A 13,784-nucleotide genomic window follows, 5' to 3' on the forward strand; every position below is an offset into this window, starting at 1 on the left:
TAATTAACTGCCCAGGTATGCAGGAGGATTTTCAACTCCACCCGACCCACTTTTTATGAACACCCGAAGTAAAAAAAAGCCCGCTGTATAGGATATGGGTGGTGGGTATGGGCTTGGGTAACCGTAAATGGGTACTAATAATAGTACTGATCATTATTGGTGTTTACATTTCACTACTTATCTACACTCACATTGGCCGTACCGTCCTCAGATTCTCAGGTCCTGGCTATGTGGTTACATACGTCAGGTATTCCGAGCTTCCCTGGCCTTTGAATGTCCTAACCTTCGATCAACCCAATACTTACCCATTGATTAATATAGTGATTAAGGGTGCACCCAAGCCGTACCTCAATGTCAATGCCAGGTTCTTCATATACGCCACGGGACCGTCAGTTGGCGGCTTCGTGAATATTGGTCATTACCTGAGCAATTCCACAAGCTTCGTAATAAGCGTAAGCAATTACACGGCCTACGCCATCAAGCTCGATAATTATCTGAGGATGACTCCGGACATCGCTGGTCCATCCATTGTGCTCTTCATAAGTACAATAACGAACTCAAGCAATGGCCCGTCCGTGGTCACGGGGTTCGTGACGGTGCCAATAATACCCGAGCTTGCCAGGGGCTCTGTAGTTAATGTGGCGATTAATTACACGGAGATCCTAAAGACATCACTACCCATAAACGCCACCGATAACGCCAAGTTGGCGTTTAACGACCCATCAACGCAACCGCCAAACACTATATGGGCTGGTTGTGTCGTGATTAGTAGCGGCCCTTATGAGAATAAGGAGGAGTGTTGGTATTGGGAGCTCAACACGGTACTACTGACCCAAAGCAACACACCATTCCCAATAACGGCACAAATAATACAATCACCTGAAGTGAACTATATAACGCAGAGTAATATCAATTTAGCAATAACTCTGCAACAAAACACATATACCGAGGCGGGCTTTGCCTTAACGTTGGCGATACCGACAAGTACCGGTATAAACGTTGAAACGCCTGGAATAGGTTATATGCTACAATTACCAAGTAATAGCGCATCATATACATTACTTGCATATGGTTGCGTATTTGCGAATCCATCATTAACTACGTCCGCCTCTGAATGTACGTATGCTAATAAAAACGTTACAGTAACAGCACCAAGTATTAGTGGTGCTGGTGCCTATGGCGTTGCCGTGATTGGTTATTTAGAGATTGCCAATTACACCGAGTATGAGTGTATTGGTCCGTTGGGTGATCCGTGCATTGGCACGGTTGAGGCTGTGCAGTGGGCTATAATGACTTGGTTCGCAGCCTATAACAACACGAGTGTTAATGAGTTCGAGGCAGAGCCCCTTAATCCAGCAACGATGATGAGCTATGTACAACTACTTCTTAATAATGAGGCCTTTAACACAATAACATTTCCAAGCGGCACAACATTAATTTATGTTGGTAACATTGATACTCAGGTGGATGCAACACCATTGTTTGCCTTTGCAGGCGATATGGGCGCGATACTTGAGGCCATGGGAGTATCATTACCTCTAGAACTACAGCAATTCCTAAACTACTTAATAGTAGGCGTATCCTTTAATACGCAGACCATCAGTAATATTCAGAACACGGTATTTATACAGATGAGTTACCCGTCCAATATCAATGTATGCACGAGCCCTATTGCCTATGAATTTAATTACCAGGTCTATGTAAGTAACCTGAGCAATTACTACCCGGCGCCTACGGTCTACGTGGACTTCAACGCAGGCCCATGCTCGTAGCCAGCCTATGCCTTCATTAAATGATGACAACCTTCCTTAAATCCTTATAATCGTGGTGTTTCATCAATAATCCCTGGTTCAAAACGCATTAGATTATATGATGGTAAAAATGCATTGTTATTGCTTCTTCGGATTAATCATCCTTTTAGGACTTGCTTTTATTTTAGTAATTCCTTCAGCTTTCCAATCAACTCCATTACCGCCTCCCTGTGTGTTTCGAAGCTTTCCTTGGTCATGAAGTTGTGGTAGAAGTTTGCGTGTAAACCCTCGGCCATCCTGAAGTTGACGAGTAACGACTTATCCTTGGTCTCCCCATATAATTTTTCAATTATTACATCATAATCCCTATGGCTATAATGCTCCCAACCACGAACCTCGGCAATGGCATTCAACAACACCGTAACAGCGCCCCAATACTTATCACCGGCTTGACTTAGATCACCCCTCGCGTAGAGCTCCTCAGCGGCCCTAAGGTAATCCTCATGAAGCTTAAGGTAAACCTTAATCCTTCGTTGAGGATCGAGTTTCTCGGCGACTAGGTCGGCGAGAAATGCCTCGATATCCTTGTCACCGGCTAGTTCCTTTAGGATCTCTGAATTGCTGGTGATAAGATTATTGACATCATTGACCTAGTAGACTTGTATATTTTTAAGTCCTCCTTACTTGATGGATCGTATATTCATTAATAATTAATTTTTATAAATTTCTATATGGGTAATTTGTTGGGTGTTTATGTCCTGTAGTGTTTATTTGGATAGGGGTTCTTTTTCGAGTGGTGAGCCTATTTACATTACTCTCATTAACCTGGGCAATACGCCTGTTAATATTGGTTCTTGGTGTGTTGTTGACTTGAATGGTAGGGTTGTTTATTCGATTGAGCCTCCGCAAATTATCATTAATCCGAGTTCCTCATTTGTTGTTGTTTGGTTTCAGTTTGATAGTGATGGTAAGCCCGTTGGTAGGGGTAGGTATAGGATTGTTTGGCGTCCTGTAGTTGATGGTAATACCCTTGAGTGTTTTAGTGCTGTTTTTGAAATATCATGAGCTTCTCATTTTCGTTAATAAGTACCTAGATATTGTTATGTATGTGATTGCAAAGATCACTAAAGCTGTGAATGGGTCTACCAGTGGTATTGTTATTATTACCATTATGTAGTAAATAGTGAGTGATATAGCTAGAGCTATAGTTAAGAAGCTCATGATCCACTTAACCAGATTATTTAAAGCGTAATTAACCTCATTCTTATCAAAACCCCTACTACCGAATTCCTTTATGTATTTCATGTAACTCTTATATAATTGTGATGATACCAATGAGTACTCAATCATTATTACTAAGCCATTAAATAATTCAGGGTTCTGCAGTGGAATAAGTACTACGTGAAATATGAATGGTATATATCCCTGGGATATTAATGAGATTATTAATGCCAGTATTAATGAGAACCAGGATTCAATGGCTAAATTATTTATGAGAAGACCAATTAACCCTGTCGAGAAAACTATGCCAATTATTATTAAACTAAGTAGTGGACTGCTAGGTATTATCGCTATGAAGGGTATTATAGGGAGTATTAATGATAATGTAATTAGGACTTGCCTCACCCTATAACCACCTGCCTAGGTATGTTGATATTTTAGCGATTAATGAGCCAATACCTTCGCAAGCAGGGTCCCAGGTAATTACCTTAACATTCTTTGGTAATGCTAGATAAATCTTCGTCCTATTTCTAATAACCCATTGGGCACAAGGCGTTCCTTTTATTAGATTTCTCATTAATATTGTTTCAGGTACTATGTCAATTGCTAAGGCCCTTGTTGGTAATTGATTAATGGTGTCGTTAAGCCTACTAATGCTTTCCTTATTCACGTTAGTTACTATAATCAGTGCAGGATCTGTTTCCTGAATTAATCTATATAATGCTAAATCCATGGCATAACCCTTAATGGGTAATGCTCTTATTGTCATTAACTCTCTTAGTAATCTATAGTATTGGGCCATTCCAGAGCTTGGTATTACTCTTGGTCCTATTGGTATTGTCCATAAGCCAACATTATAACCATACCTAAGTAAAACCCTGCTTAAGGAAAGAACTAGCGATATTCCATATTCAAGGGGGTTTTCCTCCACGGTACCATGCCTCATCCACCAACCCACATCCAGTAATATTATAGTTGTTCTGAGTCCTTCTCTCTCGTACTCATTAACCATGAGTTTATGCCCTGGGTTCCTTGCTGTAGCCTTCCAATTAATGAATTTATAGGGATCGCCAGAAACATAGTTCCTTACGGACTTAAACTCCGTGGAATACGGCCCAAGTCTTGACGGTGGGTATCTAGGTAATCCTTGCCTCGGCTTAACTATCCCAAGTACTCTCCTAACTATTTTGATCTTAGGTATGACTTGGACATCCCTCTCTAATTTAATTGAGCCCTTAATTGGTTCATGAATTCCAAGCATATGATAATAAGTATATTCAATACTATCCAGTGAGTAATTGCCTCTTTTAACGGCTCTTAATGTGTATGTAAATTTTCTATTCACGTTACTGAATCCCTTAAAAACCATGTGTACATTATTACCCTTAACCAATTCGAAACCCTCTGCCATGGATGTATTAGGGATTGGTGGCGCCCTAACTATTAATAGACCAAAACCGCCATGTATAATTACATTCAATTCAATATTCAGCTCATCATCCACATACATTACATTCTTATCAGTACTAAGCGATAATAATATTGTTGGCTTATCGCCTAGGCTCAGGGCTATTACTATTATGATTAGTGGAAATAGAACGGAGAGCATGTATGGTTTAGATGCCGTTAATGCCGCAATTGCCGCCATTACTATTGGGAGTAATACAAGGAGTAAGGGTATTTTTGAAGTCTCTTTCATTAATAATCACTTAGGCACAGGAATCTTCTCAACATATTCCCTAACAATGTCCTCACCACTAACGCCTTCTAGGGAAACCTCGGGTTTAAGTACTATCCTATGGCTAAGGGCTTCAACAGCAACTCTCTTTATATCATCGGGTATTACGTAGTCCCTACCCTCAATTGCCGCAATGGCTCTACCTATGCTCATTAATGCCATTAAGCCTCTAGGACTAGGACCTGCAAGCACCCTAGGGTCTTTCCTAATCACATTAAAACTTACTATATACTTCATAACATCATCGCTAACCATAATATTATTCTCTATGAAATCCCTAATAATCAGTAATTCATCACCGCTTAATATGGTCCTTACTTGAGGTGTTGGGTCATTACTACGCCATGAAATTCTTCTCTTAAGTAGTTCAATCTCATCCCTTGGATAACCAAGCCTTATTCTTATCATGAATCTGTCCAGTTGTGCTTCTGGTAGTGGGTATGTTCCCTCGAGTTCAATAGGATTCTGTGTGGCAACTACAATAAATGGTTGTGGAAGCTTAATGGTCTCGCCCTCAATTGTTACTTGGCCCTCCTGCATAGCCTCAAGCAATGCGGACTGAACCTTAGGAGGAGCCCTATTAACCTCATCAGCAAGGACAAAATTAGCGAATATTGGTCCGAGTACTAACTCGAAGTCACCCTTGTCAGGTCTCCATGCCTTAGTACCTATTATATCACTCGGTAATAAATCAGGTGTAAATTGAATTCTGCTGAATTTAAGACCAAGAACTCTGGCAAGCATTTTTGAGAGGAAGGTCTTACCAATACCTGGGACGTCCTCAATAAGTACATGGCCATTGACGATTATTGACGCCATGATCTTTATTATAACTTCCTCATCACCGACGAAATACCTCATTAACTCATTAATCACGGTCCTAATTCTCTCCGTGACGTAATCAATACCTACCTTACTCATCACTAAACCTACTGGGTTGTAAGAGAGGAGCTAAATTAAGTATTTTTGCTGCTTAATAATTCATTTAGTAATTCGTTAACGAGATCAATCCTATCCCTAATCTCCATCTCAATAATCCTCCTACTGATTTTCCTACACGTTGCTATACTGGAATAGTTAATCAACTTGCTTAATTTATCAATAATATCCTCGTAATCTAATCCATCGTTCGTTAGTTCATGAACTAAATAGGCAATTAATTTATCCTTCTTTCCATTGGCCACAAAGTCCTTCACTGCCTCTTCAAAAAGTGAGTATTCCGGTGATGGGACTATCTTAATTTCACGTTTGTGAACCTCATATAGTTCCTCCTCAACATTCTCTAGTACAGTTAATCCACTGATGTATAGTCTATAACCTGCGTATATTATGGCTATGGAGGCGATGACTATAAAGACAATTAATATGTATGTATTCCATGTGGTGGGTTTTGTAATTGAAAGTAATGAATACAGTAAGCCAATACCGAAAGCCGCGAGAGCTAATGATCGTGAATTTCCAACAATCCTTCTAACATCAATTCTAGGGCTCCTAATCATTATTACGGGGGTAAGAAGTAGATAAATAATGGATGTTGCAGCAAATGGGTAAAATAATGGTAAATACACGGCGCCGAATAAATATCCTAAGCCAAGGAATATGAAGAAGTACGATAGATATCTAAACAATAATTCTGAGTTTCTTTCCTCAACCATACGTCGTGTGGAGTACCTATTTATTATTGTACCAATTATTAATAATGCCAGGAAGTTCATCAGGTAATTAATAACTAATGAATATGCCCTATAATCGAGAACCAGTATTGAGGTTAATCCGCCGATTAATAGGTATATAAATAACGAGGGCGCTACTAATCTTTTGAGAATATCTGCGATAAACGCATTACGATGCTTAACAAAGTCACTAATTAGAATCGTTGTTATTAAGGCCGTTGATGGTAGTATTAATATCATAATTACATAGATACCGACAGATCTTAAAGGAAGTAATAATAGGGTTAATGACGCTAGGATTACATACGTGATTACATACTTAATAAATGATTCATGCCGAGCTTTCACAAACAATCACCCTGGCGTTCTTAAAGACCCTGCTTAAAGCCCTAAGGAATTCCTCATAATCATGCCTATCAACATCCTTAAGTCCATACCTTACATCCTCAAATAACTTGATAATCCTATTAATAGAGTCATTGTCATTAGCAATGATTCCTTCATTAATTAACTGCCTAAAGGCCTCTCTAATTGTTACTGAGTTCTTAATGGCGAAATTTCCCATGTTCAATCTGATAAACTTAATAACATCATCCCTATAATTACTGGCCCTAATGAACATCATCTCATTATTATCATTAAGCCTAACACTTAAGCCATAGCAACCTACTGAGGGCATTATTAATGAGCCATTCCTGAGAATTCCTGATCCTGACACTGTTATTACAGGGTTTTCCCTGACCGCTATAGGTAATGGTATATTAGGGCTCCAAATTAGGGGTAGGTCCTTGGGTATTGGTAGGTCTATTATTGCGCTACCGCCCCAACCGCTCATGGTTCTCACAGTCTCACCGGGCATTAAATCAATGCTTTGCAATGAATTAATAAGTTCAGTATTACCTCTGTTGGTGTTCATCTTTAGTTTCATTGCCATGCTCTCATTAATGCCTCTTACCTGTGCATGTTCCTGGGATTCCCTCCTAATGATTGTTAGTGATCCCGTACTAATTATGATTATTGCAATGATTATCACTATTATTATTAGGATTGGTGATATCCTTAGTGGTGTTATTACAGTGTTCGTATATTGTTGGTTACTTCCTGAGCCTCCCTGTGAGCCTAATGTGTCTTGGGCTCCGCCTGTCATTATTGGTTGTGACCTTAAATTTAACTCCAAGTATTTTGTTATATTAATTGGTATGTTTGGCATTATTATTGGTAATGGTATTAGGGGTACATATAATTCTGTACCACTAGTTCCATTAATGTGTTGAGTTATTGTTATGTTTATTGGTGGTAGTGTAATGGCAGGTTGTGGAAGATTTATGTGAATATTTAGTGAGTTAGTTCCCTGTGAGCTGCCTGATTCATTTATCTTAATCAATGTACCTATTGAGGATGTCAATAACCATGTTATTAGTAGTCCAATGATTAATACTAAGATGGCCGATTTATTCACATCACTTGCTTAACATCCTTATTTAAAATACTTAGTAGCTCTCTACTTTGCTCAATTCACTAAGTATTTTACCTAGGTTAAGCGTTAGTAATGCTGTACCTATACTAATAAGTAATCCACCAATTAATGGTGTCTCTATGGTTAGAATACCGACAATACTAATTAAAGCACTAATCCTAGTTCTCGTCACATTGAAATCACCACCCAACCTATAAAGGGCTAGCATACTTAATACAGATCCAAGGACACCCAGGATTAGTGATGCGAAAATTGGTAATGGCAGGTAAAGCGAGAATACTATGAAGTATTTATTGTAGGTTAAGATAAGGGGCTCCAGCATTATTGGTTGAGGAATTAAGGCATTACCTGTAAGTTCATTAGCCATGAGATAGCCCATGTAGGCAATGTTTATGAAGTAGGAACTCGTGGTTATGACAGAACCAATAAACCCAATTAAATACCTCCTGCTGTATCGAGTCAAGTCTCTAAAACCTAATAGCCAGAATAATACTATCAACACGTATGGTATTACCGTGGATATGAGAAGAAAGTATGAAATTATAACGGTGAATACATAAGCAGCCATAGGCGTAATCAATAATGATAAAAATAATAATAACGTTAGAGTAATCGTATCAGCAGATATTATAAGTAATGACCAACGAATATAACCAATTCCGTGCTCCAGGAAGTCAATTGCCATCTCTCCCCAGTATTTTTAAAGGGCGATGCATTTAAAGTATTATTAAAGCTCAATAATAGAACCAACACCACCAAGTCTGGTTGCCTTGGGCAAAGCATTATATAACGCAGCAATGCCTAAAATGCCCGTACAATGAGTCCCAACTATAACACTGGGTGATTTACCGGCTAAGTAATTAGTTACTTGCTTGATTCTTTCGTCAGGTAAGCCCATGAAGTGTAGACCACCAATAATTGCGTAAAGCTTGTTCAATCCCGTTACCTGAAATCCATACTCCACAATGTTCTCAACTCCTGAATGTCCGCAGCCCGTAATGGTTACTAAACCATTTTGGAGATTCATATAAAGTGCCATATCATCAAGTACTTCATCTGTAACAGCACCGGTATGACTTGGCCCCCACTTCCTCGGTATTTCACCCGAGACCATCACTTCATTGGTTATTCTATAGGGTTCCTTAATCATTACTAAATCCACACCCTTACTCTCCAAGTATTCCCTCGTGAAGTCTACACTTATGTCCTCGAGTTTACCACCCTCACCAGTGGCGTAGGCCTTTGTGAATAGATTCATGTGAGCGATCATCTTTATTGGTCTAGACCTGGCGTTTAGGAATGCCTTAACGCCGCCAGTGTGGTCAATGTGTCTATGGCTAATCACTAAGTACTCAGGTTCATTAGGGTCTATGCCCAGTGCCTTCATATTATTTAGTAAGGCTGTTCCTGTAAGTCCTGTATCATATAGTATTCTATAATCATGTATATACGCTGCGAATCCCCACTCGCTCAGCAGTCTCCTGCTTAATGAGGATAATTGTGTTGCATAATTATCCACAAGTATTGATACTTTCATAGTCAATTCAATAACTAACTTAGTAATTAAGTTTTATCCTATGTATTTATGCATAGTAATATTTATTTTGCAGTTGTTTTTATATATGTTTTATATTGGGTAGATTTTTAAGTTTATGATTTGTTTTTCTTGACATGACGGTTAGTGAAGTTAAGTCCTTTTTCTATGACTTTCAATTAACAATGGATAAGATACTTGACTATGTCGTTACGGCCTTTCCCAATAATGAGATTGTTTATTGGCCTCCAGGTGGTTCTAGGGTTTTGGTTACATTTTCTCAATTTGCCGATAGGGTTCGTAGGGTTGCAGCTGCGTTAATGGACCTTGGCCTAAGGCCTGGCAAGGCATGGGAGTTGGGTAGTAAGGTTGCTGTCCTCGAGTGGAATACGCTTAGGTACCTAGATCTCTACTATGCGATCCCGAGTATAGGTGCTGCCTTATTCACAGTCAACGCTATGCTTGCACCTAAGGAGATTATATACACAATGGGTGTTGCAAAGCCTGAAGTCTTCGTAGTAAATATTGATTACTTTGAGCCATTACTAAAGCCCATTCTTGATAATGTAAAGAGTATCAAGGCAGTAATTTACATGAGTGATAGGGGTAAGCAGCCTAGCCAGGATTATGGTGTTAGGATGATTCCTTATGAGGACTTGCTCAAGCATGAACCACTGAGGGAATTCCCTGAGATTGATGAAAGAACACCAGCAACGATGCTATTCACATCAGGAACAACAGGACCACCAAAGGGAGGATACCACACTCACAGAGGTCTCGTATTACACACGTTATCTACTGCATTGGCCGTAAAGAATCCACCAGTGAATGCATCACAAGATGATGTGGCTATAGTTTTAGTGCCCATGTACCATGTGCATGCATGGGGTTGGCCATGGTCAACCATGCTTAATGGCCATAAGAAGGTTGTATATCCAGGACGTTTTGACTGGGGTCACATATTAAGGCTTATTCATGAGGAGGGAATAACCTTTAGTGCCGGCGTTCCGACAATACTCTATAACATACTTAATCATCCAGATTCACCAAAATATGACCTAAGCAGGTTAAAGTTCATAGTCGGTGGTGCCGCACTTCCAGAGGGCTTATTAAAGGCTGCCCAGGCCAGGGGTATGACAGTAATTAGTGGTTACGGTTTAACCGAAACAGCCCCCGTATTAACTATAGCGTACTTAAGGCCTGATCATAAGGACCTATCTCCTGAGAAGAAGAATGAGATTTACCTGAGGACGGGCATCGTGATCCCTCTTGTTCAGTTGCGTGTTGTTGATGAGCAGGATAGGGATGTTCCAAGGGATGGGAAGACGATTGGCGAAATTGCTGTGAGGTCTCCGTGGTTGTTTAGAGAATACATTGGTGATCCTGAGAAGACTAGGAATGCCTGGCGTAATGGCTGGTTCCACACAGGCGACGCAGCTGTCTGGTTCCCTGATAATTATGTCAAGATTGCTGATAGGCTTAAGGACGTGATTAAGAGCGGTGGGGAATGGATACCAAGCCTAAGGCTTGAGGATATAATAAGTACGCACCCAGGTGTTAATCTCGTGGCAGTTGTCGGCGTACCCCATGAGAAGTGGGGTGAGAGGCCCATAGCCATCATAGTGCCTAAGCCCAGTTATGAGAGTAGGTTGACTGAGGATGATATCAAGAACTACCTAATGCAGTTTGTTGAGAAAGGCGAAATACCAAAATGGTGGATACCAGACAAGGTAATATTCGTGAAGGAACTACCACTAACGAGTACTGGTAAGGTTGATAAGAAGATACTTAGGGATCAGTATAAGGAAGTATTAAGTAGGTAAGTGCTTAAATCTTGTCATTCATTAATTTTAATAATGAGAATAGTTTCCTGGAATATTAATGGTTTAAGGAGTATAATGAGGAAGAGTTCACTCGATAAGTTACTAAGTATGGATAATTACGATATGGTCTTGCTTCAGGAAATTCGTAGTTCTGGAGACATACCATTAACAATAATAGGCTTGGGCTATGAGGCATACCCATTTCCTGCCATAAGGAAGGGTTATGCAGGTGTTATGACGTTGACTAAGATACATCCAATCTCAGTTATTAAGGGCATTGGAATTAACGAGCTTGATTCTGAGGGTAGGATAATCACGGTGGAATTCAATGATTTTTACGTAGTTAATACTTACTTCCCAAGAGCTGGTGATGACCTTAGTCGTTTAGACTTCAAACTGTCTTTCTGCGGCGCCATTGAGAAATTCCTAGCTAACCTAAGGAGTAAAAAACCAATTATCATGTGTGGTGATTTCAATATAGCTAGGGATAAAATCGACTCCTCATTTTGGGATGAGAAACACCCTGGACTGACACTTGAGGAGAGGGCTTGGCTTAATCAATTCCTTAAGTCAGGTTATATCGACACATTTAGGGAACTTCATCCAAATGCCAAGGTCTATACATGGCATAGTTACAGGGAGAAATGGAGAGCAATGAGAATTGACTATTGCATAGTTAGTAAGGAATTAATGAGCAAGGTTAGGAAAGCTGAGATTTTAACGAATATAGAGGGTTCTGACCACGTGCCAGTCATGATTGAGGTAAGCACTTAAGCAATAAACCACCACGTAACAATAACCTATACACGAAACATTCATCCTCAGATCCACTACAGTAAGCGCTGCACTTTATTTCATCATTAATTATTTCGCAATTGATTATGTGTTCGTCAACGCCGTATTTATCGATATAACGAACACCAAGTCCATAGACTAATGCAATTAATAAATAGTCAATGGGCCTTAGCTCATTAACCTTAATTGTTATGCCGTTAACCTCAACATAATAATCAGAACCTCTCTTATAAAACCTTAAGATCACAATGAAATTCGGAAAATTAGTTACTTTTAAAGGGAATTTTACATTACTTGTGCAATTACCTTGAGGTCCAGGGCTTTAAGCCGTACAGTATGTATGCCGTGATTATTGCGCCAATTATCACCGCAATGAAGAATGCAAAGCTACTAACAGCCATCTGAAGGTTTCCGCTCAGTATGTGTCCGCTAGCGCAGCCATTAGCCATCCTAGCACCGAATAGTACTAAGTAAGCACCTATGAATGATGCTAGGGCCCTAAGTCCTGGCGTATTTCCAAACCTATTTCTCCAGATATGGGGTGTCCACGGCTTGAATGCCATGAATCTCCTCGTTATAAACACCGACGATATTAAGCCTCCTAAGAAAGTACCTAAGTCAGAAAATGGCTCCCAACCAATTTCACTAAATGGCTTATCAACAGGTACTCCATTGACTATCTTAAGACCACCAAATAGCTGGAAGTATGGCAGACTAGCTGCGTAGTGTGGATTTAGGAAGTAAAGTATTTGTGACCATATCCATGCGTAGGTCGTTGATTCACCAAATATTTGCCTAAGCACAATCACAGCAACGGCAACCAGCGTAAAGTCAAAAGCCAGCGCAAATATTATCCTTGACGAACGAGGCTGCTGCACAGACACAGCCTCAATGACATAATCAGGTATCTTGGGATAATCCTCCTTAAACTCGCTAATCTCATCCTCAAGAGGCATAACCTCCTTGGTCTTACCCGTAAGATGCAGTACACACGCCTTACCACCCTGTCTCCTTGGCACAAACAGCCACATACTAATCATTAATATACCAAACACTATAGCCACTATAAGTTCGTCAACCTTCGTTGATAGACCAAAGAGGGTAGGCCACGTTATTGGTCCGAAATTAAGGGTATTCCAAAAGAAGTACCTAGCTTGCCCAAATATTAGTGACCAGGTCAAAGCACCAAGTAAACCACCAATTACTGCGTAAACAGCGTCCCTCCTACCCTGGCCAAGAGCTATCCAAATTGTCCCTGGGAAATAACCAGCAATGGCAACACCAATACCGAAGATCAAACCGCCAATTACCACTCCAGGTACAAAGAATGCCTTAATACCCCAGTGTAACACGGGAACAAACAGATTCAACGCATAAAGTAGTATTGCACCAACACCAATTACCAAACCAAAACATACCATTAAGAGTCTATCCTTTAGAGTAATAGCTCTAATTATGACATCTGGGTTAGAGAAGTCCCAAATTTCTAAAGGTATTGATAGAAGTATTCCGGCAAATATACCAACCCATAGAGGAGCCAGATATATGTGATAAACTAACTGCATAATGACACCGCCTATTAACATTGCTAATGCGCCTAGGAGTAGTATTGATGCAACTATCCACATGGGTCTTAGGCTTGGAGTACCCACCTGAATCTTTAGGTAATTGTTGTTACCCATATTGGTCATAAGAGTGCTGTTTTAGCCTATATTTAAAGACTTTTTATTCAAAGATTTGACATTAACAGTAAAGTTTCTACTTCATACTCA

The 13,784-nt window shown here is 39.9% G+C and carries 13 protein-coding genes and 1 pseudogene; 4 read left to right on the forward strand and 10 right to left on the reverse strand.

Features of this window, described 5'->3' with window-relative positions; all coding sequences use genetic code 11:
• The first annotated feature begins 107 nt into the window (after positions 1-107).
• Positions 108-1,772, forward strand: coding sequence for a hypothetical protein (locus tag VMUT_RS01860; protein WP_237699685.1), 1,665 nt, complete (start codon positions 108-110; stop codon positions 1,770-1,772).
• Positions 1,773-1,930: 158 nt separating this feature from the next.
• On the opposite strand, the pseudogene VMUT_RS01865 reads toward VMUT_RS01860, so the two are convergent.
• A pseudogene (locus tag VMUT_RS01865) lies at positions 1,931-2,394 on the reverse strand (PaREP1 family protein).
• Positions 2,395-2,504: 110 nt separating this feature from the next.
• Between VMUT_RS01865 and VMUT_RS01870 the strand changes: the two are divergent.
• On the forward strand, positions 2,505-2,816 hold the full coding sequence (locus tag VMUT_RS01870) for a hypothetical protein (RefSeq protein WP_048056810.1): 312 nt from the start codon (positions 2,505-2,507) through the stop codon (positions 2,814-2,816).
• Here the strand turns inward: VMUT_RS01870 and VMUT_RS01875 are convergent.
• Genes VMUT_RS01875 through VMUT_RS01905 form a run of 7 tightly spaced genes read right to left on the reverse strand, consistent with a single transcriptional unit; the run spans position 2,811 to position 9,397 of the window.
• A complete protein-coding gene (locus VMUT_RS01875; protein WP_013603731.1) occupies positions 2,811-3,377 on the reverse strand; it encodes a hypothetical protein in 567 nt (188 codons plus the stop codon). The genes VMUT_RS01870 and VMUT_RS01875 overlap by 6 nt on opposite strands.
• Before the next feature lies 1 nt (position 3,378).
• Entirely contained in the window at positions 3,379-4,671 is a 1,293-nt protein-coding gene (locus tag VMUT_RS01880) for a DUF58 domain-containing protein (RefSeq protein ID WP_013603732.1), read from the reverse strand.
• 6 nt (positions 4,672-4,677) lie between these two features.
• The gene (locus tag VMUT_RS01885; RefSeq protein ID WP_048056811.1) at positions 4,678-5,631 is read right to left on the reverse strand and encodes an AAA family ATPase; all 954 of its coding nucleotides are present in this window, start codon (positions 5,629-5,631) and stop codon (positions 4,678-4,680) included.
• 35 nt (positions 5,632-5,666) lie between these two features.
• Entirely contained in the window at positions 5,667-6,731 is a 1,065-nt protein-coding gene (locus VMUT_RS01890; RefSeq protein WP_013603734.1) for a hypothetical protein, read from the reverse strand.
• On the reverse strand, positions 6,715-7,842 hold the full coding sequence (locus VMUT_RS01895; protein ID WP_013603735.1) for a DUF4129 domain-containing protein: 1,128 nt from the start codon (positions 7,840-7,842) through the stop codon (positions 6,715-6,717). Before VMUT_RS01895 ends, VMUT_RS01890 begins: the two co-directional genes overlap by 17 nt.
• Positions 7,843-7,873: 31 nt before the next feature.
• Positions 7,874-8,545 (reverse strand): hypothetical protein, encoded by a 672-nt coding sequence (locus VMUT_RS01900; RefSeq protein ID WP_013603736.1) that lies wholly within the window; start codon positions 8,543-8,545, stop codon positions 7,874-7,876.
• A 42-nt stretch (positions 8,546-8,587) separates the two neighbouring features.
• Positions 8,588-9,397 carry an MBL fold metallo-hydrolase gene (locus VMUT_RS01905; RefSeq protein ID WP_013603737.1) on the reverse strand — a complete coding sequence of 270 codons (810 nt, stop codon included), beginning with the start codon at positions 9,395-9,397 and terminating at the stop codon, positions 8,588-8,590.
• A 134-nt stretch (positions 9,398-9,531) separates the two neighbouring features.
• Between VMUT_RS01905 and VMUT_RS01910 the strand changes: the two genes are divergently transcribed.
• Together VMUT_RS01910 and VMUT_RS01915 are read left to right on the forward strand one after the other, a co-directional pair.
• Positions 9,532-11,217: a long-chain-fatty-acid--CoA ligase gene (locus VMUT_RS01910; RefSeq protein WP_013603738.1), complete on the forward strand. Its 1,686-nt coding sequence runs from the start codon at positions 9,532-9,534 to the stop codon at positions 11,215-11,217.
• 33 nt (positions 11,218-11,250) lie between these two features.
• The gene (locus VMUT_RS01915) at positions 11,251-11,991 is read left to right on the forward strand and encodes an exodeoxyribonuclease III (RefSeq protein ID WP_013603739.1); all 741 of its coding nucleotides are present in this window, start codon (positions 11,251-11,253) and stop codon (positions 11,989-11,991) included.
• Here the strand turns inward: VMUT_RS01915 and VMUT_RS01920 are convergent.
• Positions 11,969-12,259, reverse strand: coding sequence for a hypothetical protein (locus VMUT_RS01920; protein WP_083805461.1), 291 nt, complete (start codon positions 12,257-12,259; stop codon positions 11,969-11,971). The genes VMUT_RS01915 and VMUT_RS01920 overlap by 23 nt on opposite strands.
• A gap of 55 nt (positions 12,260-12,314) precedes the next feature.
• Positions 12,315-13,694: a YeeE/YedE thiosulfate transporter family protein gene (locus VMUT_RS01925; protein ID WP_013603740.1), complete on the reverse strand. Its 1,380-nt coding sequence runs from the start codon at positions 13,692-13,694 to the stop codon at positions 12,315-12,317.
• Between the last annotated feature and the right edge of the window lie 90 nt (positions 13,695-13,784).

Source organism: Vulcanisaeta moutnovskia 768-28, assembly GCF_000190315.1.
In the GTDB taxonomy this organism is placed as follows: domain Archaea; phylum Thermoproteota; class Thermoprotei; order Thermoproteales; family Thermocladiaceae; genus Vulcanisaeta; species Vulcanisaeta moutnovskia.